This is a genomic window from Actinomyces ihuae (assembly GCF_001457875.1).
Lineage (GTDB): Bacteria > Actinomycetota > Actinomycetes > Actinomycetales > Actinomycetaceae > Pauljensenia > Pauljensenia radingae_A.
This window is the reverse complement of the sequence record NZ_CZPX01000005.1, coordinates 1,025,412-1,051,065: the sequence shown is the minus strand read 5'-3', so window position 1 is coordinate 1,051,065 and position 25,654 is coordinate 1,025,412. Positions and strand designations below refer to the sequence as shown.

Sequence of the window (25,654 nt, the reverse complement as noted above, 5' to 3'; positions counted from 1 at the left end):
CAGTGCCACCACTTTCCGATCATTTTCTCTTCTTCTTCTTGCGTTGGCCTGGGTTGTTGCGTTGACTCTTGCGCTGTGCGCGGCGGCGTTCCACCTCTTCAGGGGTCAGCTCGCTCTTGGCACGGTCGTTCGCCTCGCGGCGAGCTCGCCGATTCTGTTCGGCACGTTCATGCTCGGCAGCCAACTGACGTTCCTTAGCTTCTGCCTGCTTGCGCTGTTCACGACTCATCCGTCGGGGCTGTTCACGCTTCGCAGCCTTCTCCTGGCGCACCACGCTGCGCTCCTTGGCACGGTGGACGCCACGCATCCACGTTTCGTCAGGCAACGTCGTCCACTCCTGCAGCGCCAGATTACGGTATACGCCCACCACTTCACCCTCACTCATTGATTCAGGGAAGTTGCCGGCTACGCGCTGGCTCCTGGCCTTGCTCTTGATTTCCTTGAGCGATGTTTGGTTCAGCTGTGCGACAGCCTCAGGATCAGATCCGAGTTCCTCACGCTTGCGATCGTATTCCTCGAAGTAAGGCTTGGCCCACTCCTTGTACCCACGTTCACGCTTGGCCAGCACGTCCTTGTAGGCCGGTGAACCGGGGGTCGGCATCACAGTCATCATCACCATCTGCTGGCCGAAGGTCCACGCGGTGGAGATCGACAGGTAGATCATGATGCCCATCTGCACCACAAATGCCGTGAAGACAAACATCAACGGCATCAGGTACATCATCATCTTCTGGGTGCGCATCATCGGGTTTGATGAATCCTGAGCCTGCTGCGGCATGTTGCGTTCCATCGAGATCTTCATCGTCAGGAACTGCAGCACGACCATGAAGATGGCCAAGATGATGAAGACCGCCAGGCCCACACCCGTCGATTCGGTCAAGCGCCCTGACAGTGACACACCTGCCACCGTCGTCCGCTCGATTTCCTGAGCCAGCGCCTGATCGATCGGACCGATGTGGTCGCCAAGATTGAACGTTCCCTGCGCAACGGCACCCGCGTTCCACAGTGCGCGGTACATACCGAACAGAATCGGCATCTGAACCAGCAGCGGCAGACACGAGGCAAAAGGATTCGTCCCGTACTTCTTGTTGAGCGCCTGCATCTCCTCGCTCATCTTGAGACGAGATGCCTGGTCCGTCTTGCCCTTGTACTTTTCCTGAATCTTCTTCATTTCAGGCTGCATGACGGACATCGCTCGCTGCGAACGCAGCTGCTTGACGTACAGAGGCGTAATCAGTGCGCGCACCACAATCGTCAGCACGATGATCGACACGATCCACGCCACACCTGGCCCACCGCTCATTCCGAGCGCCACCAGCAGATCGTGGATCTTTACCCACACCCATGCAATCGCAACGGTAAATGGGTAAATGATTTTGTCAAACCACATGGACATCTCCTTCATGTGTGTCTCGCACAGGCGAATGTGCGCATGTCTCATCGATCGTATCGTGAGTGCACGAGGGCGACTCGTCACAATCGCTAAGCCCCATCACGGGGAAGTCATCGGGGTCCAGATAACCCGCCCAATCGTCAGGCGGAACCCAGGGGGGTGCACTCCACTGGCCTTGAAGCGGCACATGGTCGACACCGCCATTGGACCACGGGTTGCATCGCAGGAGCCGCCATGACGCCAGGAGTGTGCCTTTGATGATGCCGTGAACTTCGATCGCACGCACGGCGTAAGCCGAACATGTGGGTGCGTACTTGCATCGTGGTGGCAAACCGGGAGAGATGAAGCGCTGGTAGAAACGTATGGGTGCCAAAGCGATGGTGCGCAGGAGGCTCATTTCTGGCCCCGTTGCTGCTCGCGTTCATCCCACTTGCGCCATGCCCGCGTCAGTGCCCGATCCAGGTTGACGCCCAGTGTGGCCGAGTCCTGACCCAGAGCTCGGTGCCCTGCGCGGACAACAATGCGCGCACCGTCGGGTTGGTCAGCTACTCGCGCGGCCATGAGGTGGCGCAGGCGACGCTTGATGGTGTTGCGTCGTGTTGCCAACGCGACTTCGCGCTTGGGCACGATGAAACCGACGAGGCGCTTGGAAGCATCCTCGTCGGTTCGGCAATGCACCACGACCATCGCATTACCGCTGCGAGAACCATGACGGATTGTCGTTGAAAAATCGGTCGAATCCACCATGCGATGCGCGCGCGGCAACACCGAAGTCTCAGGCAGAAAGACGTGCGCGGCCTTTGCGGCGACGGTTGGAGATCACCGCGCGACCTGCACGTGTCCGCATACGCAAACGGAAACCATGCGTACGGGAACGACGACGGTTACCGGGCTGATAGGTCCTCTTCACCATGACGCTACTCCTTGACGGTGGAACCCCTCGTTCCACTCTTCCTTTATTTCTTTCACCGCGAGTATCCACCGAGTTGTTCTCGCAGGACGGTTCACGGCGTGCTCATGCGAGCACAGACAGATTTCAAGCGTAGGGGTTTGACCCAGAGCCGTCAACGCAATCGAGGCCAATTGTCACCGGTTCCACACTCCCAATTTTCGTCCACAACTGTGGACTGGCCCGTGGATAACTTTTTCCACATCCGTGGATTTCCACATGTTATCCACAACGGTGTAATTTACGGATTTTCCGCAGCATCTCTGAATTCGGCTTTGTAACTACACGTGTGTCATTTGCCAGCGTGTTTTCCACAGACCTTTCCCCAACTTGTGGATTACGCTCAGATCGATACAGTGAGTTATCCGGACGTCGTCACAAACTGGTAGCGTTCAAGTGTTGAATGTCACGTCGGTTTCGCAGGTAAGGTAAGAACAGTGAGCAAGTCGTTATCCGATGCGTGGGCAGACGCCCTCGAATCGTTGAAATCCGTTGATTTAGGGCCATTGGCGGCGTCATTCATCAACATGGTGAAACCTCTGGGCGACATCGAAGGCACCATCTTGCTGGCCGTCCCCAACGAATTCACCAAAGGTTTCATTGAGACACGCGTTTCCGACGAAGTCACGCAGTCACTGTCCCAGGCACTGGGTCGCAACGTGCGCATCGCTGTCACCATTGACACCTCGCTTGCACCGCTTGAAGACGAGAGCGCATCACCCGACGATGATCATGTTCCACCTTTGCAAACTCCGCGCGACGCCGGAGCCTCGCGCGTGCTCGATGCTGTGAATATCGATTCAACGGAAACCCGGCTCAACCCTCGCTATACGTTCGACACATTCGTCATTGGCCCCTCGAACCGTTTTGCCCATGCGGCGGCAACGGCAGTGGCTGAAGGACCGGCCAAGTCCTATAACCCCCTGTTTATCTACGGTGGGTCAGGACTGGGAAAGACTCACTTGCTGCACGCGATCGGTCACTACGCACTGTCGATGTATCCGCATCTGCGTGTGCGCTACGTCAATTCCGAAGAATTCACGAACGACTTCATTAACGCTATTCGCGAAGACCGCGCGGAGGAATTCCAGCGCCGCTACCGCGAAGTGGACATTCTGTTGGTGGACGACATCCAGTTCATTCAGGGCAAAGAGCAGACCGTCGAGGAGTTCTTCCACACCTTCAACACCCTGCATAACGCTAATAAACAGGTCGTTCTGACTTCGGATCTGCCGCCCAAACAGCTGTCAGGCTTTGAGGACCGGCTGCGTTCGCGCTTCGAGTGGGGTCTGCTCACCGACGTTCAGCCACCGGATCTGGAAACGCGTATCGTCATCTTGCAGAAGAAGGCCGTTGGCGAGGGGATCGAAGTGGATCCGGCTGTGCTGGAGTACATCGCCTCGCGCATTTCGTCGAATATTCGAGAACTCGAGGGTTCGCTGCTGCGCGTGACGGCTTTCGCCAATATCACGCAGCAACGCATTGACTTGCCGCTGGCTGAGATGGTCCTCAAGGACATCATTTCTGATCCCGATGACACGGAGATCACGTCCGCACTGATTATGGGTCAGACCGCGCACTACTTTGATGTCACGCTGGATCAACTGTGTTCAACTGACCGTTCCCGCACGGTGGTGGAAGCACGCCAGATCGCCATGTATCTGTGTCGCGAGTTGACAGATCTTTCATTGCCCAAGATTGGCGCAGCGTTCGGCGGTCGTGACCACACCACGGTGATGCATGCCAATAAGAAGATCACCGAGCAGATGGCGGAAAAGCGTGACATTTTCAACCACGTCACCGAGTTGACCAACCGCATCAAGCAAAAAGCTCGCAATTCGTAAGGATCGCCCGTACCGTTGAGCCACGAATTGACGAAGGGGGCGCGTCCAGCCGCATATTCCTTACTTACCCACCGCTGGGGATAAAACTGTGGATATCCTGTGGGTAATGACAAGAAATTTGTGATTCGATCTGTGGATCGATGCCTGCTCGTTGTGGATGCACGGACCGGTCTTGTGTGAATCCACAATCGGCTCATAAAGTGTCCACATCTCGTGCCCACATTTGTCCACGTAACGAATCGTTGAAATCGCGGGGGTTGACGGGCTTTTCCACACTTTCCACATGTCCTATGACGATGAAGAAAAAGAAATAAAAGATGAAAAAGTGGAAAACTCACAACAAACGATGGGTGGCCGATTAATGAGTTCGCGAAGAGCTCGACGAAGCTCATCGCACGGGTTCGTGGTCAGTTCTGATGTAATCCACATATTTCGCCTTGGGGTCAACTTCTGCATGAGAATCGAGTAGAGTTGGTTCGGTTCATCAAAACAGCTAATGAGTGCTCGCACGGGGAGTTGGAGGGGTACAGAATGAAGTTCACTGTCGCCCGTGACATTTTGTCGGAAGCCGTATCGTGGACTGCCCGAGCGTTGCCGCAACGGCCACCCAGCCCGATTCTGGCAGGTGTCAGACTCAGCGCAGATGCTGAGATCGTCACGCTGTCGTCATTCGACTACGAGGTATCCGCGAACTCGCATATTCCTGCCGAAGTACATGAGCCCGGTGAGGTTCTCGTATCGGGTCGCCTGCTGGCCGACATCTGTAAGTCACTGCCACAGCGTCCGGTCGATTTCACTGTTGACGGACCGAAAGTGACGATCACCTGCGGATCGTCTCACTTTGTGCTGGCCGTGATGCCACTGGATGAGTACCCGCTGCTGCCCGAACATCCCCAAACACGCGGCACTGTTGATTCTGAAACACTTGCCCAGGCCATCGGCCAGGTCTCGATCGCCGCGTCGCGCGACGACACGTTGCCACTGTTGACGGGTGTGCGTATGGAGTTTGAAGGTGAGCGCATATCGCTGATCGCCACTGACCGCTACCGCCTAGCTGTGCGTGACCTGGAATGGGAACCCAGTGACCCGCAGTTCTCCGATGCGGCACTGGTGAAGGCCCGGATTCTGAGCGACGTGGCCAAGTCCACCGCATCAGGGTCGCGCGTGACGATCGGTCTGTCACGTGAATCCAAGCCAGGAGCATCATCTCTGATTGGTTTTGAGGCATCGGGTCGACGCACCACCTCCACGTTGATGGACGGGGATTACCCGCCGGTATCCCGACTTTTCCCGGAAACCACACCGATTCAGGCTGTATGTGATCGTCACGTGCTGCTTGAAGCGGTCAAGCGTATGGCGCTGGTGGCTGAGCGTAAGACGTCGGTGCGGATGGCATTTTCAGAAGGTCAGGTGGTCCTCGAAGCCGGCCAGGGTGAAAGCGCCCAGGGTTCGGAAGCAATTGAAGCTCAGGTCAACAACGAGATCACCACAGGATTCAACCCGTCGTATCTGATTGAAGGCCTGTCGGTACTGTCGGCCGACTTTGTGCGCTTCGGCTTTACACACCAGTCCAAGCCGGTTGTCATGACTGGTCAAAGTGAACTCGATGGGGGAGAGGACACCAGTTTCCGCTACCTGCTGATGCCCATCCGCTTCGGAGCGTGAGTGTGTGCGTATCTCGCACATCGCACTTGATGATTTCCGTTCCTACCGTCACCAGGTGTGTGAACTTCCCGCTGGAGTGAGCGTTTTCGTTGGCCACAACGGTCAGGGAAAAACGAATCTTGTTGAGGCCATCGCCTATTTGTCAACGTTTTCGTCTCATCGGGTCGCTGCCGACACGGCACTGGTGCGGGTACCGACCGGCGAGGAGGCTCCTCCTGGTGGTGCCATGATCCGCGTGAAATTGGTGACAGGGGAGCACACGACGTCGCTGAGCGGGGACAACAGTGACAATGCTTCGGATACGTCACAGGCAGGTGAATCCTCCGAAAGGCGCGATCAAGCCGGCAGGCGCGACCAGGTGGTGGAACTGGAAGTGGTGCGCGGAAAAGCCAATCGGGCGCGCCTGAATCGCACCACGCTGGCGGCTAAGAAAATCCTCGGAATGGTCAGGACCGTTGTGTTCGCACCCGAGGATCTGTCCATTGTGCGCGATGCACCGCAGGTCAGGCGCCGTTTCATCGACGAATGCGCGATCCAGCTTCACCCGACGTTCAGCGCCGTTCGTGCAGATTTTGACCGTGTGGCACGCCAACGCGCCGCAGTGCTCAAAGCTGCCAGTGCACGTGTGCGTCGTGGCCAGGTCCCTGATCTGTCAACGCTGGAAATCTGGGATGACCAATTCGTGGAACTGTCTGCGCAGGTCACACTTGAGCGCCACCGCGTCGTCACGTTACTGAGTACACCGGCATCTGATGCCTATAGCAGTGTGGCTGACTCGCCTCGAGAATTTTCAGTGGGCCTGGAAGCCTCCGTGTCAGCCTTCAGCGATATCGACGTCACTGACCCGACCGCGCACATTGAGGCATTAAGACAGGCCCTCCAGCATGTTCGAGACGATGAAGTGCGACGCGGTGTGAACCTTGTGGGTGCCCACCGCGACGACCTGGAACTGACTTTGGGACACTTGCCCGTTAAAGGCTATGCATCTCACGGCGAATCATGGTCGGCTGCCCTGGCACTTCGCCTGGCATCATTTGAAGTCCTGAGTGACGAGGGAGAACGGCCAATCCTCATCCTCGATGATGTCTTTGCTGAACTCGATGCGCAGAGGCGTCAAGCCCTTGTCGAGGTCATCAGGCAGGCAGATCAGGTGCTCATTACTGCGGCAGTTGAGAGCGATGTGCCCGATCAGCTGGACGCTCACATTTTTCGCGTCCACTGGGATCCAGAAGATGGCTCGGTGATTGAGCGTGAATGAAAATTCCGGACTGCTTTCTGATGGTGAGCGCACCGATGTGATCGCGCAGGCCACTGCTCGCATGCAGCGTGCCATGCTGGCTCGGGGAGCCACGCGCAGCACTCATCCGCGCGCTGCCGGCTCTTCTGGGCGCACTCAGCGCGATGAGTTCGCCCATGGCGCTCACGCTGGTGCAGGTGACACCGGTGCATCGAACGGTGATACACACAGTGGTCAGGTCACCCTCGAACCTCGCAATGCACGCGAGGAACTGCGAGCTCGTGCCATGCTGGGACCCCTGTGGGCATTGCGGCATCGAAGCGGGGCTGGGCGCGCCGGACGTGTGGGACTGGCTTCTGGTCGCTTGCGGTGGAATGAACCGCGCTCCATTGGACGTGTCATCAAGAAGACCACGCATGATCGCGGGTGGGATTCCTCGACCGCGATGGGGTCGGTTATGGCGCAGTGGCCAGTGATTGTTGGAGACAACGTCGCCCAGCACTGTTCAATCGAAACCTTCAATGACCGCACACTCATTGTGCGCTGTTCATCAACGGCGTGGGCCAAACAGCTCGTGCTGCTTCTGCCGCATATTGAGCGCCGAATTGCCGAAGAAGTCGGTGCCGGAGTGGTCGATCAGGTCATCGTCCGCGGCCCGTCGGCCCCCTCCTGGAACAAGGGCCGATGGTCAGTGAAGGGCAGAGGTGTGCGTGACACGTATGGGTGACCCCTCCCACACTTCATCAAAACCTGTATTTTCGCAGCTCACGAGTACTTTAGTAGGGCCTGCACCAACGTGAAATCAAGTCGAAAAACCCTGTTTTTTGGTAAAATATAAACAGATTATGAGTAGTGTGTCATGTGGACACACGGTCCCGGAATTTTCCGGGAGGGCAGCCAGCCCGCGGTGCACAGCACCATCACAATGAGGGGAGCCGGTGAGTGGCGGACGAAGGGATCAATTCCCAGCCAAATGAGGACCAGGGGCATTACGGGGCATCAGACATCACCGTTCTGGAAGGTCTGGAGGCTGTTCGTAAGCGGCCTGGCATGTATATCGGTTCAACGGGAGAACGCGGCTTGCACCATCTGGTGTATGAAGTGGTCGACAACTCCGTTGACGAAGCTTTGGCTGGATATGCCGACCACATCGAGGTGACGATCCAGGCTGATGGCGGCCTGAAGGTAGTCGACAACGGGCGCGGTATTCCAGTGGATATTCACCCCACCGAGGGGCGACCAACTGTTGAGGTCGTCATGACGATTCTGCACGCCGGAGGCAAGTTCGGAGGCGGCGGGTACGCTGTTTCCGGCGGTCTGCATGGCGTGGGTATTTCCGTCGTGAACGCTTTGTCCACCCGGGTTGATACTGAGGTGCGTCGACAGGGGTACGTGTGGCGCATGTCCTTTGCCGATGGCGGGGCAGTGGTCTCTGAGCTCGAACGTGGCGAGGAAACCGACGAAACGGGCACTACCCAGGTGTTCTATCCAGATCCACAGATCTTCGAGTCCACTGAGTTTGACTTTGAGACGCTGCGTCACCGCTTCCAGCAGATGGCGTTCCTCAATAAGGGGCTGCGCATCACGCTGACCGATGAGCGCCCCTGGGTTCAGGACGAGGGCGACGAGATCACCGGGGATGATGAAGGCCCAGCTGACGATCCTGTTCCAGGATTCCGCCGCGTGTCCTACATGTATGAACATGGCTTGCGCGACTACGTGGAATTCCTGGATTCGAGCCGCAAGACTGACGTCATTAACTCCGAGATCATTGATTTTGAAGCTGAAAACGATCCGGGCACGATGTCGCTGGAAATTGCGATGCAGTGGACAACGGCGTACTCGTCGAGCCTGCACACCTACGCCAACACGATCAATACGACCGAAGGCGGCACACACGAAGAGGGCTTCCGCACGGCACTGACCACGGTGATCAACCGTTATGCCAAGGAGCGCGGAATCCTCAAGGACAAGGACGAAAACCTGTCCGGTGAAGATGTGCGTGAAGGTCTGACGGCGGTGATCTCCATCAAGCTGACCGAACCGCAGTTCGAAGGCCAGACCAAGACCAAGCTGGGGAACACAGAAGCCCGCACATTCGTCCAGCAGCAGGTCTACCAGCACCTGCAGGACTGGTTCGATGCGCATCCTGCCGACGCCAAGGCGATCATCATGAAAGGTCAGCAGGCTCAGTTGGCGCGCGTCGCGGCACGCAAGGCCCGTGAGGCCACTCGGCGCAAAACCGCCCTGGACACGCTGTCGATGCCGACGAAGTTGCGCGACTGCTCGTCCAAAGATCCCTCGGTGTGTGAAATCTTCATTGTCGAGGGTGACTCGGCAGGTGGTAGTGCCGTCGGTGGGCGCGACCCGGAACACCAGGCGATTTTGCCACTTCGCGGAAAGATCCTGAACGTTGAAAAGGCTCGCCTTGACCGCGCGCTGAACTCTGAGACGATCCAGTCGCTCATCAGCGCCCTGGGCACTGGCATTGGTGAAGAGTTTGACATCAACAAGTTGCGCTACTTCAAGATCGTGCTGATGTCAGATGCTGACGTGGATGGCCAGCACATCGCGACCTTGCTGCTGACGTTCCTGTACCGCTATATGAGACCACTGGTGGAGCAAGGCTACGTGTACCTAGCGACACCTCCGCTGTATCGACTCAAGTGGACGAATGCTCCGCACGAATACGTGTATTCGGACAAGGAGCGTGACGACTGTCTTACTGAAGGACTCAAGGCCGGTCATCGCCTGCCCAAGCAGGGCGGCATCCAGCGTTACAAGGGCCTGGGTGAGATGAACGACCAGGAATTGTGGGAAACCACGATGGATCCTGCGCACCGAATTTTGAAGCAAGTCGAGGTGGGCGAAGCAGCAGCTGCCGACCAAATCTTCACCCTGCTGATGGGTGATGACGTGGAATCCAGGCGTTCGTTTATTCAACGAAACGCTCAGGATGTGCGATTCATTGACGCCTAGCGCCGCGGCGCAACGACAGTGATCCGACCATCGTCAACAACCTACTGATCAGGGACCAAGGAGAGTTTCATCGTGAGTGACGAGCCCACCACAGAGATTGAATCAACCGCTCCGCACGGACGGATTGATCAAGTCGACCTCGAAATGGAAATGAAGAGGTCGTACCTTGATTACGCCATGTCGGTCATTGTGGGCCGCGCCCTTCCGGACGTGCGAGACGGCCTCAAGCCGGTTCACCGCCGCATCCTGTATGCCATGTACGACGGCGGATACCGCCCCAATGCAGGTTTCTACAAGTGCATGCGCGTCGTCGGTGACGTGTTGGCGCACTACCACCCTCACGGTGACATCTCCGTGTATGACGCTTTGGCTCGCCTCATCCAGCCGTGGTCAATGCGTTACCCGCTCATTGCCGGTCAGGGTAACTTTGGTTCTCCCGGTAACCTGGGGCCTGCTGCCCCTCGTTATACCGAATGTAAGATGGCGCCCCTGGCGATGGAAATGGTGCGCGACATTGATGAAGACACTGTTGACTTCCAGGACAACTACGATGGGCGCACCCAGGAGCCTACGATCCTGCCGTCGCGTATTCCGAACCTGCTGATCAACGGGTCGGAAGGTATTGCCGTGGGTATGGCCACGCGCATCCCGCCGCATAACCTGCGTGAGGTGGCCGAGGGTGTGCAGTGGGCACTTGAGCATCCTGATGCCACGCGTGAAGAACTGCTGGCAGCTCTCATGGAACGCATCAAGGGCCCGGATTTTCCTTCCGGTGCGACGATCCTGGGTCGCAAGGGCATTGAGGATGCCTACCGCACTGGCCGCGGCTCGATTATTCAGCGCGCCATTGTCGAGGTTGAGGAAATCCATGGCCGCACGTGCCTGGTTGTCAAGGCGCTGCCTTACCAGGTCAACCCCGATAACCTGGTCCAGAAAATTGCCGACATGGTCAAGGCCGGCCAGATCCAGGGCATCGCGGACATCCGCGACGAAACGTCGGGCCGTTCAGGCACGCGCCTGATCATGGTTCTCAAACGCGACGCGGTTGCCAAAGTTGTCCTGAACAACTTGTACAAGCGCACGCAGCTGCAGGACTCGTTCCCGGCGAATATGCTCGCCCTGGTGGACGGCGTGCCGCGCACACTGTCGCTGGATGGATTTATCCGTCACTGGATCAGACACCAGATCGAAGTCATTGAGCGGCGCACTCGCTTCCGTTTGAACAAGGCGCGCGAACGCCTGCACATTCTGGAAGGCTACCTCAAGGCGCTCGATGCCCTCGATGAAGTGATTGCGCTGATTCGTCGCTCTCCAACAGCCGACGATGCGCGCACCGGCCTGATGGACCTTCTCAACATTGATGAAGCGCAGTCTGATGCCATTTTGGCGCTGCAGTTGCGTCGCCTGGCCGCCCTCGAACGTCAGAAGATTCTGGACGAGCACGCACAGTTGCGTGACCATGTGGCCGACCTGGAAGACATCCTGGCCACCCCGCAACGCCAGCGCGACATTGTGTCCACCGAGCTGGCGGAGATTGTCGAGCGCTACGGTGATGAGCGTGTCACCACGATCGTGCCGTACGCGGGCGAAATGTCGATGGAGGACCTCATCCCCGAAGAGGACGTGGTGGTGACCATCACCCGTGACGGTTTCGCCAAACGTACCCGCACCGACAATTACCGTTCGCAAAAACGCGGCGGCAAAGGTGTGCGCGGCACTCAGCTCAAGGGCGATGATGTGGTGGAGCATTTCTTTGTCACAACCACGCACCAGTGGCTGCTGTTCTTCACGAACCTGGGTCGTGTTTACCGCGCGAAAGCGTATGAGATTCCGGAGGGCGGTCGCACCTCCCGCGGTCAGCACGTTGCGAATCTGCTTGCGTTCCAACCCGATGAGCGCATTGCACAGGTCCTGGCTATTCACGACTACGACGAGGCTGACTACCTGGTGCTGGCCACACGGTCCGGCCTGGTGAAGAAAACGCGCCTGTCGGAATACGACAGTGCCAGAACCGGCGGCATTATTGCGATCAACTTGCGTGATGATGACAACGGAGAGCCTGATCAGCAGGTATCTGCTCAGCTGGTGAACGCTGATGATGATCTGATCCTGGTGTCCCGTAAGGGGCAAGCGGTGCGATTTACTGCCAGCGATGAGCAGCTGCGTCCGATGGGGCGCGGCACGTCGGGTGTGCGCGGCATGAAGTTCCGTGACGGCGATGAGCTGCTGGCGATGGAAGTTGTGCGCGAGGGTGCTGACCTGCTGATCGTCACAGATGGTGGCTACGCGAAGCGCACCCCGTTGAGCGAATATCCTGTGAAGGGTCGCGGCATTTTCGGCGTGCGAGTAGGCAACTTGGTGGATGAACGAGGTGCACTGGTGGGCGCCCTCGTTGTCGACAGTGACGAGAATGTCATGGTGATTACCGAATCCGGTAAACTTGTCCAAATCAACGCGTCCGACGTGCGTGCCACCGGGCGCAACACTATGGGTGTCATTTTCGCTCGCCCGGATGACGATGACCGCATTATTGCGATTACGCGTCACACGGAGGATGACGAAGATGAGGCCGTTGATGAAACCGCCGACGAATCAGCTGCACAAGAGGCTGATGAGCCTGTAGCGTCAAGTGCAGAAACTGAGGAGGACGAGCAATGAGCGATCTTGAAGACCTCGATCAGCCGATCCTGGATGAGGATGTACCGCGCAGAGTCGACCTGTCGGTAGCGCGCGTGGACCCGTGGTCAGTCACGAAGGTTGGCTTCCTGTTGTCCGTGGCGCTGGGGATAGCGTTGGTGTTCGCCACCCTGGTGTTGTGGCTGATGCTCGACTCCATGCACGTTTTCGGCGACATTGAGGAATTCCTCAAGAATCTGAGCGCGGAACGTTTCGTCACGCTCATGGAGTACCTGCATTTGTCGAAGGTGCTGTCCTACGCGACCATTGCGGCGGTTGCCAACGTCATCATGATCACGGCGATGTCGACGCTGGGTGCGTTCCTGTACAACATCATCGCCTCATTGGTGGGCGGGGTGCGCGTGTCCTTGATGGATGAGTAGAGGCGCGAGCGGTGGAAGATGGCGACTGTGGTGTCGGTGAATGTCATAGACGTCACTAGGCTCTCGTTTTGTTGTCGCACCGATGCTCGGGTACGATAGTTCGGTGCCCTTGGGGCGCGGATGGGCCTATAGCTCAGTTGGTTAGAGCGCAGTCCTGATAAGACTGAGGTCGCTGGTTCGAGTCCAGCTAGGCCCACTGTCCACACTCAGCTGAATGGGAGGCGGAGCGGTGAAGAAGGCGATCACGACCATTGCGGCGCTTGCCGGTGCTGCGATAGCGGGGATTGTCGTTCGTCAAATTGCTCAGGACCTGTCCAATAACGCTGATCTGTGGAGGTCCGTCACCGACGAATATGAGCCGGAATCTTCCACCGCTCATTAACGACGGCGACCCGACCCGACCGCTTTCTGGGCGGTTGTCTGGAGCTGTCACCGTCAGGTACGGTAGGAACTCAATAACGGGGCTATGGCGCAGCTGGTAGCGCACCTGCTTTGCAAGCAGGGGGTCGTGGGTTCGAGTCCCACTAGCTCCACCACTGGACGCTCATTGTGATTCACAATGAGCGCTTTTTGTGTCGTGGCGACGAATATTGGGCTACTGCCGGTTAAACGACAAAATGGGGTTAAACGACAAAATGCGTGTTTTTGTTGGTGTGTCGGGATTGGAGTTGGCCTTTTCGGAAGCCGAGTGAGTGGTTGTAGGTGGTGTCGGTAGCTTTGTCGTAGAGGGCTGGTCGTCCGGTTTCTTGGTCGGCTTGGTTCTCGTTGTGGATCAGGATTGGGACTTTGGCGAGTTGGTCTTGACCCTTGTTGGGCTGTTTGGCGATTTGTACTGGGTCGTTGGGCTGGTCCGTTTTTTAGGTACAGCCCCCATTCCAGCATGCGGCGTTGGTGCTCTGCGTGTGTGCCGCGGTGGGTTCTAGCGAGTAGTTTCAGCTGGGCGTTGATCCCGCCTTCAAGGCTGTTGGTGGTGGATTTGAGATGCTGGAGATCCAGGGTTGTGCCGGGTAGGTTGTGGTAAGTAAACAGGAGGTTGCGCCGCCAGAGATTGTTCAGGCTGTTGTATGCCCTATGGGCGCCTTCGTGTGTCCACGACCAGGTTCTTTGCTTGGTGGTGAGGTCGGTAGTCCAGGTCTTCTCGTTGAGCCAGTTGCGGTAGACGCATTCGTATTGGTGCAGTTGTACGCCCCATTGGGCGGCGTGGTCGAAGCTGGTGATCTTCGTTAGGTTCAGTGCCAGCTGGTAAATCGCACGCCCGCCGTTGGTGCGAGGCCGCGAGGTTGTATGTCTACGTACTGTGCGTTGGGCGTGGATTAGGCAGCGTTGTACTGCGGTGGTTGGCCAGCAGTTGTTGATGGCGTTGGCGGCTGCGCGCCCGCTGTTGGTGACCACGATCAGTGGAGCGGTAATCCCGTCGAGTAGCGCGCTGTAGGCACCAGTGCTTTCGGTTGTGCACCAGTGCCAGGCTATGACGTGGTCAAGACTGGAGGCGGCCAACAGGCACCCGCCTGCGTGCACAATCCCCTCAATCTAGAGGAGAAAAACGCACAACCCCCTAGATTTAAGGGAAGAAAATGCACGAAGCCCTAGATTTAGGCAGAAAATTGCACAAACCCCTAGATCAACAAGGTCTGTCGCGGGCGTCGCTGAAGCTAATGCCGGCTGACGTGGACACATGGAAAAGAGTGCTGAAAAGGCTCTCTTTTTTCCAGGGCATCGTGCACGAGGTCGCCTTAGATCTAGGGGAATGTGCATGTGGTGGCCTTAGATCTAGGGGAATGTGCACAACGAGGCGTCAAATCGACGGCTTCGGCCTCTAGGAGGTGCAGCGCGTGATCTTCGGCCCAGTCGCTGCCAACACACGTAAGGCGGAAATCACTGCACCACGAAGTGACCCAAACTACTTGATGTGACGTAGTAGTGGGTGTACAGTATTTACTACATCAGACGTAGTACTTCACATGGAGTACTTGCTGAGGGGCATACACATCACCACAACAGTGCGGCGACGGCATCACAAAGGGAGGAACCCACATGGTCAGTAGTGAAGTTCTGCGCGGATGCACGGAACTGATGATTTTGCGAGTTCTGCTCGACTCGGACAGCTACGGCTACGAAATATCCAAATCCATCACTGAACTGAGCAAAAGCGACTTCGTCATGAAGGAAACGACGTTGTACTCCGCATTCAAACGACTTGAAAAAGGCGGATACGTGACCTCGTATCCCGGCACCCGAACCGGCGGAAAACCTCGGACTTACCTCCATATCACCACAGAAGGACGCACCTATTACCATGACAAGTGCTCCGAGTGGAACGACACCAAAATCCTCGTTGACCAATTCATTCGTTGAGGAGTAACCATGAAAGCCATCGAGCAATATCTTGATTACATGTTCGCATCTCTTCCCCACACCCCTGAAACCGCGCAGGCCCGCAGCGAAATGCTCGAACTGATGGAAGACAAATACGACGAACTCCTGGCGCAGGGACTGCCCGAACACTACGCACTGTCCCAGGTCATCGCTGACTTCGGAGATGTTGATGAGTTGGCAGCAGAAATGGGAGTAGCCGCTCCAGCCCAGGCCGCATCACCCCAGTCGGCAGCGGCAAACCAGGCGGGCGATCCCCAGGTGACAGCGCCGACCGAGCGCACAGTCACCCTGGCTGATACACCGATTCAGATCAGTCCTGAACGAGCCGCCGAGTTCATTGAGCATCGACGCAAACGGGCACGCCCCATCGCCTTGGGAGTGGCAGCATTTATCCTGTCTCCAATCGTTTTGATCTGCGGTGGCATGGTGGCTGACGGACGCGGCGAGACCGTTGAGATGATCGCTGTCGCCATCGGACTGACAGTAGTGGCAATTCTGGTCTGCCTCGGACTGTACTTCATCCTGAAAAACCCCTACTCAGGTGAGTATGAGGACATGTCGAAGAAGATTCTGGCGCCCACCATTGCCGCAACGTATCGAACTGAGCAGCAGAAGAAGGAGTTTAAGCCGACATATTCGCGTGCCGTTACGATCTCCGTGATCTCCTACATCGTCGGGCTACTGATTTTGATACTTGGCAGCATACTGTCGGACGTGTTCGGGGACGGGATACTGGCAATCTGCTTTGCTCTCTCCCTGATCATCTTCGCCGTCGCGACCTACAGCATTACTGCAGTTCAGACTGTTATGAACGGCATGAACGTCATCTTGCAGGTTGAAGAGTACGACCTGGCCAAGAAGACCTCACACAGCCCTCTGGGCATGATCAGCGGAGTGTACTGGCTGCTGACCGTTGCGATCTTCCTGGCGGTGTCATTCCTGGGCAGTTGGGAAACCTCGTGGCTGGTGTGGCCGATCGCCGGACTGATTTACGGCGCGATCGTGGTGGCCACGAACTACATGTTCAGCACGGAAAAGTAGAAGCATCGCAATCATCTGAGCTTCACCCCGACGAACGGTCTCTCGAGCGGCCTGATCGGCGGGGTGAGGTGTCATGGGCCGGGGCCTTTGTGGTGTCAGCCTCAAGTGATCACAGTGAGATCCTCGGGATGATCCAAATGCTACGATGAGGAATTGCAACTCGTTACTGAACCGTTGTTGTCCGTTGAGGATCTCGAAAGATTCGGCGCAATATCCGCCTACAGTGACGTTTTTCCAATGAGTATGGCCGGTTGGTGGGATACGGATCATCATCCCTGCTCCGTAGGTCAGACACAGAAGGTGAGCGTCGTGAGTCACAAAGAAAAAACGCGCCCGTTTCGCGCGACCCTTACACTGCAGCGGAAGTATCGGCTGATTCGCATATCCAGACACTGACTGACGAGGAATACGAGGCATTCCTGTCACGTGCGCAGTCATTGGTGCCGATCGAGGCGACAGTGCAATGGGATCGCGTGGACGCACTGCATGAGGGCCGCGACCTTTGTGAGGGGTCCCGCCACCTGTGGACTGATGGGCACTATGAAGCAGTCTTAACCTTGAAGTCGTATGAGACTCATCGTGTACCGTTCCTGTGGTCTCGTGGCGGGCCGGTCTGGAATGAGCGCCCCCTGCCTCAGTTGAACGACGCATGATCGATGACCTAGCCGCCTACGTCAAGAAATCACGCAGTGATGCCACGTTCCTCAGAATTGTGGCGAGCCTTCAGGCGCAGTGCCTGCCGTGCAGCGATGCCGTGGCCTACGATCGTACGGTGATGCTGGACCTTAAGGGCGATGAGGACTCCGATGTGCTCGCCCGCATGAAAAAACGAGGGCGACGCGACGCGCGGAAAGCCCTGCGCGAGATCGATTAGAGTGCTATTCACACCTATACCTCTTTGAGCGCTGAAGAATTTCGCCCTCTTGTCGAGATCATGAACAATCTCGGCAGCGCGGAACTCTTCGCCACCTTCACGGGCGATTACTACCATGACTTCCTGACTGCATTGGCACAGGGGATGCGGCAACACTGATCACCTACGCCCCCGAAGGTCAATCTTCGGCCTGGTTGATGATGACCCATGCGCACGACCTCGCCACCTACTACTTTGCCGCTGCCACGCCTCAGGCCAAACGCGAACTGGCTCCCGACGCCTTGGTGTGGAAGATGATTCAGGTGGCCCGCGAACGCAAGTGCCACACGCTGGATCTGATGGGAATCGGCTCAGAAGACGCTCCCCAGTTCGCCCACCTCGATACGTTCAAGACGAAATTTGCTGCCGAACCGACACAGGTGTGGACGTACGGGGAAATCCCGATCAACATGCTTCGTTACCGCCTGGTCCTGCGTCTCACCGAACTGCGTGATCAGCTGGCGCGCATTCGAACAGTGATGCGGCACGCCCCTCGTCAATAACGAGGGAGCCAACTGTCGGGCAGGGACGCGATCACTGCACGATGTGACGTTGCATAAGACATCCCGCCCGGGCCGTGATGCGGTGGCGCCTGAGCGAAAACCGTGACTACGCTGGATCAAAACGGCTGACGATGAACGGGCAGGAGGTATCCATGACACGCGGATCACCTCCAGCGCCGGATCCCGAACCCGCAGCAGACTCCGTGCCGGCACTGACACCACTGCCGTTTCCACATGTGCGCACCGAGGCCCCTTCTCTCGACGGGACACCTCTGGCACGCGAAAGATTTCCTTTCTCCGTCGTTGCCAAACCCTCTGGTGCGGCGTGCAACCTCGACTGTCAGTACTGCTTCTTTCTGTCGAAGGAACTGCTCTACGACGTGCCGCGCCAACGCATGAGCGAGGACACGCTGGAGCGATACATCGCAGAGTTCCTGGCCGCCAGCGCCGACGGCGAGGTGACGATGCTGTGGCAAGGTGGCGAGCCCACCTTGCGCGGACTCGACTTTTTCAGACGTGCCGTCCAGTTGTGCGAGGATTACCGCCGCCCCTCGCAACGCGTTGTCCACGCGATTCAGACCAATGCCACTCTGATCGACCGCGACTGGGCGCAATTCCTGGCCAAGCACGACGTCCTGGTTGGTGTGTCGATTGACGGGCCTGAGGCGCTGCACGATGCCTACCGACTGAATAAGGGTGGCCACGGCACACACACGATGGTGATTCGAGGGTGGCGATACCTGCAGGAAGCCGGTGTGCGCTGCAATGTCCTGTGCACCGTTCACCATGCGAACGAACACCATGCCCGCGAAGTGTACGAGTACTTCCGCGATGAGCTGGGTGCTGAGTTTATGCAGTTCATTCCCATCGTGGAGCGCGTCGACCCCGAATATGCTGATCTGGCTGAAAACGGCTGGCGCGGCGAAGGGGAGCGCGCTCCGAGCGTGCTCTACCGTCAGCATGGCTCGGATGTGACATCACGCAGCGTGGACCCTGAGGCGTACGGCCAGTTCCTCTCCACCGTTTTCGACTGCTGGGTTAAGCGCGATGTGGGGCGCGTCTTCGTCCAGGATTTCGATTCAGCCTTGTCTGCGCTTTTCGGTGCCGCGTCGGTGTGCGTGCATGCGCCCGAGTGCGGATTCAATTTTGCCATGGAATTCAACGGCGATGTGTACGCCTGCGACCACTGGGTTGAACCTGACTGGCTTGTGGGAAACGTGGCGGCGGACGCGTTTGCTGACCTGGCCCGAACTGACACGATGGGCCGCTTTTCACGCAAGAAACGCCTTGAGCTGACCGGACAGTGCCGGCGTTGCCCGTACCTGCAGCTGTGTTACGGCGGATGCCCGAAGGACCGCTTCGTTCGCTCGGTCGACGGAGAGTACGGGCAGAACTATCTGTGCGCCGGATACGAGCACTTCTACCGACACATCAGCGCTGACCTGGAGCGCATGGCGGGCCTGATTGTCTCGGGCCGACCCGCCAGCGACATTATGAATGACACGCGAAAGGGAACATGCAGGACATGATGAGCATTGGTGCAGCGTTGGCAGTCGGATTAGCGGTGGGTGTCGTGGTGGGCGCGCTGGGCGCTGGCGGCGGCATCTTGTCCGTCCCGATCCTGGTGTATCTGCTGGGGCAGAGCCCCCATTCTGCCGCCGCGTCGTCGCTGGTCATCGTGGCTCTGACCGCCGTCGTGTCAATCGTTGACCATCAGCGCCACGGACGGGTTCGAATCAAGGAAGGGCTCATTTTCGGAGCCCTGTCGTGCATCGGGTCTTTGGCCGGTTCACGCCTGAGCGTGCTGGTAGACGGCACCATCCTCATGCTCTGTTTTGGCGCATTGTTGTTGTGCGTTGGCACGCTCATGATCTGGCGAGTGTTGCGCCGTGCCGGATCGCCATCTCGCGATGCGTCCACAGATGCCCTCGACGATACTCCCGTTGATGGTGCTGATGGCGACGATGCTGACCCTTCCTCCACCCGTATTGACGAGGGTGCCCGCGCGCCTCGTCGTCTTTTCTCACTGGACGGCGTCAACGTCTGGGCACTGATTGCTGCGGCAACACTGACAGGCTTCCTGACTGGCTTTTTCGGTGTCGGCGGCGGGTTCGCGGTTGTTCCGATGCTGGTGCTGGTGCTGAAATTCCCGATCAAGGAAGCGTCAGGCACGTCGCTGTTGATCATGATCATTGCCTCAGCGATGGGACTGCTATCTCGGGTGGGAACTCACGTGAGCGTCGACTGGGTTGTGACACTGTCGTTCGCAGCTGCCTCAATGGTGGGTGGAATCTTCGGCGGAAAACTGACCACTCGAGCCAAAAACAGCACCCTGACACTGGCTTTCGGTGGACTGCTGTTAATCGTCGCCGTAGCGACGCTGGTCTCCACAGCTGTGGCGCTGTGAGCGACGGCTGCCGTCAGACACGAGGAGTACCGGCGACAGCCTGAACACCCGCCTTGTGAAAGGTGTTACTAAATCGTGTCCGTTTAACGGTTGCAGCCTGCGCACTATGGTGGCAGGATGGGAAACATCCTGTTGAGAGCGCTCTCAGCCTGTGAACACAATGAGAGAGCGCTCCCAAAGGTGGCCTTATCAGGGCGCTGGTCCATGCGCATCGGCAATGGACGACACCATCACATACGAAGGAGTAGTTGTGAGATCGAGAAAAATGATGGGCACCATCGGGGTGTTCTCAATTGGCGCACTTGCGTTGGCAGCCTGTTCGTCAGGCGGAGGATCGGAATCTTCAGCATCAGGCGAGGCTGGCGGCGGATCAGACGGCGACATCACGCTGACTGTCGCAACATTCAACGAATTTGGCTACGACAACCTCTTTGACGAATACATGGAGTCACATCCGGGCATCAAGGTCGAGCAGAAGAAAGCGGCCACCTCGAACGAAGCCCACGACAACATGCTCACCCGTCTGGCAGCAGGATCCGGCCTGTCGGACATCGAAGCAATCGAAGTGGACTGGTGGCCCGAACTGAAGCAGTACCCAGATGAATTCGTCGATTTGAGCTCACCTGACGTTGAGGGTCGCTGGCTGGACTGGAAGGCCGAAGCTGCGATGACTGAAGATGGCAAGCTGATGGGCTACGGCACGGATGCCGGTCCGGAAGCCATCTGCTACCGCGCAGACATGTTTGAAAAAGCCGGCCTGCCAACTGATCGCAATGAGGTGGCCAAGCTGCTGGAAGGCGACTGGGACAAGTACTTCGAAGTCGGCAAACAGTTCGTCGAGGCAACCGGAATTCCGTGGTTTGACGGTGGAACCGGTACCTACCAGGGTATTTTGAACCAGGTTGAACAGCCCTTCGAAGAGTCTGACAACACCGTGATCCCGCTGGACCAAAACGACACCATCAAGAAGGTGTACGACCAGGTACTGAAGGCGTCGGTCGAGGATAACCTGTCTGCCCACCTGTCACAGTGGTCGGAAGACTGGACCAACGCATTCCAGAATGATGGTTTTGCCACGATGCTGTGCCCGCCGTGGATGCTCGGCGTTGTCGAAGGAAATGCTGAAGGCGTCGAAGGCTGGGACGTGGCTCCTGTCTTCCCCGGTGGCGGTGGCAACTGGGGCGGCTCCTACCTGACTGTTCCTGCGCAGGGCGCACACCCGGAGGAAGCCAGGGAACTCGCAGCCTGGCTGACCGCACCCGAACAGCAGATCAAGGCATTCGAGACCAAGGGCAACTTCCCCTCGCAGCTGGAAGCACTGGATTCTCCGGAGCTGACCGAATACACCAACGAGTTCTTCAACAACGCTCCGATCGGGCAGATCTTCTCTGACATGTCGAAGAAGATCACGGTCCAGCCGTACAAGGGACCCAACTTCTTCGCTCTGACCACGCTGGTCACCGACGGCATTACGCGCGTCGATGTCGACAAGACTGATGATGCCCAGGCGTCCTGGGACAAGGTTATTGCTGAATACAACCAGCTTGATCTTCAATAACTCCTCACTGTGAGACTGTGGCGGGCTCAAAATGGGCCCGCCACAGTCCCCAGCTCATCGGATCCATCTTGCACATTCGTGCTTTTCTACCTGAAAGAACGCAGGAAAACCCATGTCGAGCGATGCTGCCACTGCGCGCGTTACATGGCGAGATCGTCTCAGTAGATTCGAGTACAAAGCCTCTCCGTATCTGTACATTTCGCCATTCTTTATTGTTTTCTCCGTGACCGGATTGTTCCCCCTGGTCTATACAGCCTGGGTGTCCGTCCATAAATGGCACCTGATCGGTGGGGATAAAGGGTTCAACGGAGTTGAAAACTACGCAGCCGTTCTGGACCATTCAGTCTTCTGGATCGCGCTGCGCAATACATTCTCAATTTTCTTACTGTCCTCAGTTCCGCAGATCATCGCCGCGATATTCATTGCCTGGGTGCTCGATGCCAACTTGCGTGCCAGGACATTTTGGCGCATGGGTGTGCTGCTGCCTTACGTTGTGGCGCCTGTGGCCGTGGCCCTGATCTTTTCGAAAGTTTTTGCTGACCAGTCAGGCATGATCAACACGCTGCTGGGCATGGTGGGCATCAGTCCGATCGGCTGGCATGCCAACGCTTTGGCCTCCCATATCGCTATTGCGAATATGGTGAATTTCCGCTGGACGGGGTACAACGCTCTGATTCTTCTGGCCGCCATGCAGGCTATTCCGCGTGAACTGTACGAAGCGGCAACCGTTGACGGGGCAGGCCCTGCCCGCCAGTTCTTTTCGGTGACGATCCCGCAGCTTCGATCGACCATTATTTTCGTTGTCATCACCTCCACTATCGGCGGTCTGCAGATCTTCGACGAGCCGCGCATGTACGACACGATGGGTGGTGGCGGCGCCGACAACCAGTGGCTGACCCTGACGATGTACCTGTACCAGGTCGGGTGGGGCGCGCAAAAGAGCTTCGGTAAGGCATCTGCCGTGGCATGGCTGCTCTTCCTCATCATCGTTTTCTTCGCGGCGATCAACTTCCTCCTGACCAAGCGAATTTCCTCCTCCGGTCGAAGGATTTCCCGTGCTGAGAAGCGCGAGGCGCGTCGGCGCGCCGTCGAAGCACAACATCGCTCCGACAAATCGGGTGCGCAGCACGAACTGGTTGCCACCTCGGCCGCACACTCCGATCACCGTTCGGCACATTCAACTTCTGCAGGGAAAGGAGCTGACCTGTCATGAGTACTCTTGAAGGCGCTTACCAGCCGTCGATTGCCATGATTGAGCAGCGATGCGGCAAAAGGGCTGCGCGCGCAGCGGCGCGCGCGAGAGCCAGGCAAGACCGTCGTCGCACCATCAGGGCACGGACTCAGGAAGGAAAGAGCCAGGCTGCCTCGTCAGTTCAATCAACTGCTTACGAGCTCTCCGAACCTGTGCGGAAAAAGCGTGGCCGGCGCGCGGACACACCCGAACACCGTGGTTTCGGCACGACCCAGCGGCCGCGGTGGTACAAGTACGCACTGCTGGTAGTGATCCTGCTGATCTCTGCTTACCCGCTGTACTTCGCGTTTTTGCTCGCTTCGTCCACCGCGCCTGACATTGCCAAGAATCCGATTCCGTCCCTGATTCCGGGCGGGCACCTGATCGAAAATATTCAGCGCGTCCTCAACTCCGACATCAACGTGTGGGGGGCGTTCATCAACTCGGTGATCGTCGCAGTGATCTCGTCCGCCTCTGTGGTGTTCTTCTCGATGCTGGCGGGTTACGCGTTTTCGAAGCTGCGTTTCCGCGGGCGTGAACCACTGCTGACCTTCATCATCGCGACGATGGCGGTGCCCGCACAGCTGGGCGTTGTCCCGCTGTTCATGGTGATGACAAAACTGGGATGGAGCGGCGAACTCGTCTCCGTCATTGTGCCGGGCATGGTCAGCGCATTCGGCGTGTTCTGGATGACGCAGTACATCCGCGACGCACTGCCCTACGAACTGATCGAGGCAGCCCGCGTGGATGGCGCCTCCATGTTCCGCACGTTCTGGTCAGTGGCGATTCCAGCTGCACGACCCGCCGCGGCGATGCTCGCCCTGTTCACGTTCGTCGGCTCATGGACCAACTTCTTCTGGCCGTTCATCGTTCTGGGCGCGAAAAACCCAACACTGCCCGTTGCACTGCAACTGCTGCAAGCCTCCTACTTCAAGGACTACTCCCTGATCATGGCAGGCGTCGTCGTGGCAACGGCACCACTGATTATTCTGTTCTTCCTGGCCGGACGGCATCTCGTCTCCGGCGTCATGCAAGGAGCTGTCAAAGGATGACCACACTCACTTTCCCTGAAGATTTCCGATGGGGCGTCGCCACCGCGGCAGCTCAGGTTGAAGGCGGCGCATACGAGGGCGGGAAAGCTGCGTCCATCTGGGACGTTCACTGCCAAACCCCGGGCGCCATCATCGACGGATCCACTATCGACGTCGCATGCGACCACCTCCATCGCATGAAAGAAGACGTCGCCTTGATGAAAGACCTCGGTGTCGGCACCTACCGATTCTCCGTGTCATGGGCGCGCGTGATGCCAGATGGACACACCCTCAACGAAGAAGGCCTGGCGTTCTACAGTGACCTGATCGATGAGCTCGGCGCAGCAGGAATCAAACCGTGGCTCACGCTCTACCACTGGGATCTGCCGCAGGTCCTGCAGGACGAGGGCGGCTGGACAAACCGCCACACCGCCGAACTGTTCGCTGATTACGCAGCCGCCGTATACGACCGTTTTGGCGCCCGCGTGGACGTGTGGACAACGCTGAACGAACCGTGGTGCTCGTCATTCCTCAGCTACGCATGCGGTGAGCACGCCCCTGGGCACACCAGCCCTGATGAGGCTGTGGCGGCGGCGCACCACCTGCTGTTGGCGCACGGACTGGCGATACGTGCCATCGACGCCCTCGCCAATGAAAAAGGTGAGAAGCCGACGCGTGGAATTACCTTGAACTTCACTGTCGCACACCCCGCTGACCCGGATAGCGAGGCTGATCGTGATGCCGCCAGACGAATTGACGGGCTACACAACCGTATCTTCCTCGACCCCATTTTCCGCGGCGAATACCCTGCTGACGTGGTCGAAGACATGCGTCTGGAAGCCGACATCATGCAGTATGTACGCCCCGGAGACATGGAGACGATTCATGTGCCGATCGACGTGCTGGGGGTCAACTTCTATAACGGAATGGCAGTGGCCGCACCTGAGGATGGATACAGGAAATCGGTGCCTGCACCGAATGCGCAGGGAGTGCTGCGTTCCAGCCCGGAAGTCGGTTCATCATCTGTGCGCGTAGTCTCGCGCAACTTGCCGCTGACAGATATGGGATGGGAAGTCGACGCTCACGACCTGTACCTGCTGCTCACCGACCTACATCAGAAATACACCGGGCCGGCAGGAGCTGACCTTGTGGTGACCGAGAACGGTGCCGCCTACCCTGATGCTGCTGATGAGCACGACTACGTTGACGATTCACACGACCGTTTGGTGTACATTCGTGATCATCTGGCAGCTGTTCACCAGGCAATTGACGAGGGCGCCCGCGTGCGCGGCTACCTGGAATGGTCACTGATGGACAATTTCGAATGGGCATTGGGATATTCGAAGCGATTCGGCATCGTGCGCGTCAACTATGACACGCTCGAGCGAGTACCGAAGGCTTCAGCGCTGTGGTACCGCGACGTCATGCGCACCGGAACGCTGAAGATTCCAGACGCCTAGGAATAGAG

General features: G+C 57.7%; 23 protein-coding genes, 2 tRNA genes and 1 pseudogene. 21 read left to right on the top strand and 5 right to left on the bottom strand.

Features of this window, described 5'->3' with window-relative positions; all coding sequences use genetic code 11:
* Window positions 1-19: 19 nt before the first annotated feature.
* Genes yidC through rpmH form a run of 4 tightly spaced genes read right to left on the bottom strand, consistent with a single transcriptional unit; the run spans window position 20 to window position 2,306 of the window.
* Complete coding sequence (yidC, locus tag BN3002_RS09250; RefSeq protein WP_058237589.1) at window positions 20-1,390, bottom strand: membrane protein insertase YidC; 1,371 nt, start codon at window positions 1,388-1,390, stop codon at window positions 20-22.
* Window positions 1,380-1,790 carry a membrane protein insertion efficiency factor YidD gene (yidD, locus tag BN3002_RS09245; protein ID WP_058237588.1) on the bottom strand — a complete coding sequence of 137 codons (411 nt, stop codon included), beginning with the start codon at window positions 1,788-1,790 and terminating at the stop codon, window positions 1,380-1,382. The genes yidC and yidD overlap by 11 nt, the downstream gene beginning before the upstream one ends.
* The gene (gene rnpA / locus BN3002_RS09240) at window positions 1,787-2,161 is read right to left on the bottom strand and encodes a ribonuclease P protein component (protein WP_058237587.1); all 375 of its coding nucleotides are present in this window, start codon (window positions 2,159-2,161) and stop codon (window positions 1,787-1,789) included. The genes yidD and rnpA overlap by 4 nt, the downstream gene beginning before the upstream one ends.
* A gap of 7 nt (window positions 2,162-2,168) precedes the next feature.
* Entirely contained in the window at window positions 2,169-2,306 is a 138-nt protein-coding gene (gene rpmH / locus BN3002_RS10820) for a 50S ribosomal protein L34 (RefSeq protein WP_074026227.1), read from the bottom strand.
* A gap of 473 nt (window positions 2,307-2,779) precedes the next feature.
* Here rpmH and dnaA point away from each other — a divergent pair, with 473 nt between their 5' ends.
* From dnaA to BN3002_RS09195, 10 genes are all read left to right on the top strand, one after another.
* Window positions 2,780-4,186 (top strand): chromosomal replication initiator protein DnaA, encoded by a 1,407-nt coding sequence (gene dnaA, locus BN3002_RS09235; protein WP_058237586.1) that lies wholly within the window; start codon window positions 2,780-2,782, stop codon window positions 4,184-4,186.
* 531 nt (window positions 4,187-4,717) lie between these two features.
* On the top strand, window positions 4,718-5,851 hold the full coding sequence (dnaN, locus tag BN3002_RS09230) for a DNA polymerase III subunit beta (RefSeq protein ID WP_058237585.1): 1,134 nt from the start codon (window positions 4,718-4,720) through the stop codon (window positions 5,849-5,851).
* 4 nt (window positions 5,852-5,855) lie between these two features.
* Window positions 5,856-7,109, top strand: a complete 1,254-nt coding sequence (gene recF, locus BN3002_RS09225; RefSeq protein WP_058237584.1) for a DNA replication/repair protein RecF — start codon at window positions 5,856-5,858, stop codon at window positions 7,107-7,109.
* Window positions 7,096-7,815, top strand: a complete 720-nt coding sequence (locus BN3002_RS09220; protein WP_371935777.1) for a DciA family protein — start codon at window positions 7,096-7,098, stop codon at window positions 7,813-7,815. Before recF ends, BN3002_RS09220 begins: the two co-directional genes overlap by 14 nt.
* A gap of 215 nt (window positions 7,816-8,030) precedes the next feature.
* The gene (gene gyrB / locus BN3002_RS09215; protein ID WP_058237582.1) at window positions 8,031-10,067 is read left to right on the top strand and encodes a DNA topoisomerase (ATP-hydrolyzing) subunit B; all 2,037 of its coding nucleotides are present in this window, start codon (window positions 8,031-8,033) and stop codon (window positions 10,065-10,067) included.
* A 72-nt stretch (window positions 10,068-10,139) separates the two neighbouring features.
* On the top strand, window positions 10,140-12,725 hold the full coding sequence (gene gyrA, locus BN3002_RS09210; RefSeq protein WP_058237581.1) for a DNA gyrase subunit A: 2,586 nt from the start codon (window positions 10,140-10,142) through the stop codon (window positions 12,723-12,725).
* A complete protein-coding gene (locus BN3002_RS09205; RefSeq protein WP_058237580.1) occupies window positions 12,722-13,126 on the top strand; it encodes a DUF3566 domain-containing protein in 405 nt (134 codons plus the stop codon). Before gyrA ends, BN3002_RS09205 begins: the two co-directional genes overlap by 4 nt.
* 122 nt (window positions 13,127-13,248) lie before the next feature.
* Window positions 13,249-13,322 (top strand) — tRNA-Ile (locus BN3002_RS09200).
* A gap of 33 nt (window positions 13,323-13,355) precedes the next feature.
* Window positions 13,356-13,508 carry a DLW-39 family protein gene (locus BN3002_RS11185; RefSeq protein ID WP_227469239.1) on the top strand — a complete coding sequence of 51 codons (153 nt, stop codon included), beginning with the start codon at window positions 13,356-13,358 and terminating at the stop codon, window positions 13,506-13,508.
* Window positions 13,509-13,586: 78 nt separating this feature from the next.
* Window positions 13,587-13,662 (top strand) — tRNA-Ala (locus tag BN3002_RS09195).
* An 87-nt stretch (window positions 13,663-13,749) separates the two neighbouring features.
* Here BN3002_RS09195 and BN3002_RS11335 read toward each other — a convergent pair.
* Window positions 13,750-14,644: pseudogene (locus BN3002_RS11335) on the bottom strand (IS1249 family transposase); the annotation flags it as partial.
* Window positions 14,645-15,160: 516 nt separating this feature from the next.
* Here BN3002_RS11335 and BN3002_RS09180 point away from each other — a divergent pair.
* The 11 genes from BN3002_RS09180 (at window position 15,161) to BN3002_RS09130 (ending at window position 25,646) form a co-directional block, all read left to right on the top strand.
* A complete protein-coding gene (locus BN3002_RS09180) occupies window positions 15,161-15,481 on the top strand; it encodes a PadR family transcriptional regulator (RefSeq protein ID WP_058237577.1) in 321 nt (106 codons plus the stop codon).
* A 9-nt stretch (window positions 15,482-15,490) separates the two neighbouring features.
* Window positions 15,491-16,543 (top strand): permease prefix domain 1-containing protein, encoded by a 1,053-nt coding sequence (locus BN3002_RS09175; RefSeq protein ID WP_058237576.1) that lies wholly within the window; start codon window positions 15,491-15,493, stop codon window positions 16,541-16,543.
* A 251-nt stretch (window positions 16,544-16,794) separates the two neighbouring features.
* Window positions 16,795-17,196, top strand: a complete 402-nt coding sequence (locus BN3002_RS09170) for a hypothetical protein (protein ID WP_257525599.1) — start codon at window positions 16,795-16,797, stop codon at window positions 17,194-17,196.
* Window positions 17,193-17,417, top strand: coding sequence for a GNAT family N-acetyltransferase (locus tag BN3002_RS09165; protein WP_058237574.1), 225 nt, complete (start codon window positions 17,193-17,195; stop codon window positions 17,415-17,417). Before BN3002_RS09170 ends, BN3002_RS09165 begins: the two co-directional genes overlap by 4 nt.
* Window positions 17,418-17,548: 131 nt before the next feature.
* A complete protein-coding gene (locus tag BN3002_RS09160) occupies window positions 17,549-17,959 on the top strand; it encodes a peptidoglycan bridge formation glycyltransferase FemA/FemB family protein (RefSeq protein ID WP_082628629.1) in 411 nt (136 codons plus the stop codon).
* A gap of 152 nt (window positions 17,960-18,111) precedes the next feature.
* Window positions 18,112-19,488 carry an anaerobic sulfatase maturase gene (locus BN3002_RS09155; RefSeq protein WP_082628698.1) on the top strand — a complete coding sequence of 459 codons (1,377 nt, stop codon included), beginning with the start codon at window positions 18,112-18,114 and terminating at the stop codon, window positions 19,486-19,488.
* Entirely contained in the window at window positions 19,485-20,366 is an 882-nt protein-coding gene (locus tag BN3002_RS09150; protein ID WP_058237933.1) for a sulfite exporter TauE/SafE family protein, read from the top strand. Before BN3002_RS09155 ends, BN3002_RS09150 begins: the two co-directional genes overlap by 4 nt.
* Before the next feature lie 250 nt (window positions 20,367-20,616).
* Window positions 20,617-21,924: an ABC transporter substrate-binding protein gene (locus BN3002_RS09145; RefSeq protein ID WP_227469246.1), complete on the top strand. Its 1,308-nt coding sequence runs from the start codon at window positions 20,617-20,619 to the stop codon at window positions 21,922-21,924.
* Window positions 21,925-22,036: 112 nt separating this feature from the next.
* A complete protein-coding gene (locus BN3002_RS09140; protein ID WP_082628628.1) occupies window positions 22,037-23,137 on the top strand; it encodes a carbohydrate ABC transporter permease in 1,101 nt (366 codons plus the stop codon).
* Entirely contained in the window at window positions 23,134-24,207 is a 1,074-nt protein-coding gene (locus tag BN3002_RS09135; protein ID WP_257525598.1) for a carbohydrate ABC transporter permease, read from the top strand. Before BN3002_RS09140 ends, BN3002_RS09135 begins: the two co-directional genes overlap by 4 nt.
* Window positions 24,204-25,646: a GH1 family beta-glucosidase gene (locus tag BN3002_RS09130; protein ID WP_058237571.1), complete on the top strand. Its 1,443-nt coding sequence runs from the start codon at window positions 24,204-24,206 to the stop codon at window positions 25,644-25,646. The genes BN3002_RS09135 and BN3002_RS09130 overlap by 4 nt, the downstream gene beginning before the upstream one ends.
* The last annotated feature ends 8 nt before the right edge of the window (window positions 25,647-25,654 follow it).

Coding starts and splice junctions, on each gene's coding strand:
- BN3002_RS09140 (WP_082628628.1), top strand. CDS start 22,037: ATGTCGAGCGATGCTGCCACTGCGCGCGTTACATGGCGAGATCGTCTC.
- yidD (WP_058237588.1), bottom strand. CDS start 1,790: ATGAGCCTCCTGCGCACCATCGCTTTGGCACCCATACGTTTCTACCAG.
- BN3002_RS09155 (WP_082628698.1), top strand. CDS start 18,112: ATGACACGCGGATCACCTCCAGCGCCGGATCCCGAACCCGCAGCAGAC.
- BN3002_RS09205 (WP_058237580.1), top strand. CDS start 12,722: ATGAGCGATCTTGAAGACCTCGATCAGCCGATCCTGGATGAGGATGTA.
- BN3002_RS09135 (WP_257525598.1), top strand. CDS start 23,134: ATGAGTACTCTTGAAGGCGCTTACCAGCCGTCGATTGCCATGATTGAG.
- BN3002_RS09130 (WP_058237571.1), top strand. CDS start 24,204: ATGACCACACTCACTTTCCCTGAAGATTTCCGATGGGGCGTCGCCACC.
- rpmH (WP_074026227.1), bottom strand. CDS start 2,306: ATGGTGAAGAGGACCTATCAGCCCGGTAACCGTCGTCGTTCCCGTACG.
- BN3002_RS09150 (WP_058237933.1), top strand. CDS start 19,485: ATGATGAGCATTGGTGCAGCGTTGGCAGTCGGATTAGCGGTGGGTGTC.
- dnaN (WP_058237585.1), top strand. CDS start 4,718: ATGAAGTTCACTGTCGCCCGTGACATTTTGTCGGAAGCCGTATCGTGG.
- BN3002_RS09180 (WP_058237577.1), top strand. CDS start 15,161: ATGGTCAGTAGTGAAGTTCTGCGCGGATGCACGGAACTGATGATTTTG.
- BN3002_RS09175 (WP_058237576.1), top strand. CDS start 15,491: ATGAAAGCCATCGAGCAATATCTTGATTACATGTTCGCATCTCTTCCC.
- yidC (WP_058237589.1), bottom strand. CDS start 1,390: ATGTGGTTTGACAAAATCATTTACCCATTTACCGTTGCGATTGCATGG.
- BN3002_RS09165 (WP_058237574.1), top strand. CDS start 17,193: ATGATCGATGACCTAGCCGCCTACGTCAAGAAATCACGCAGTGATGCC.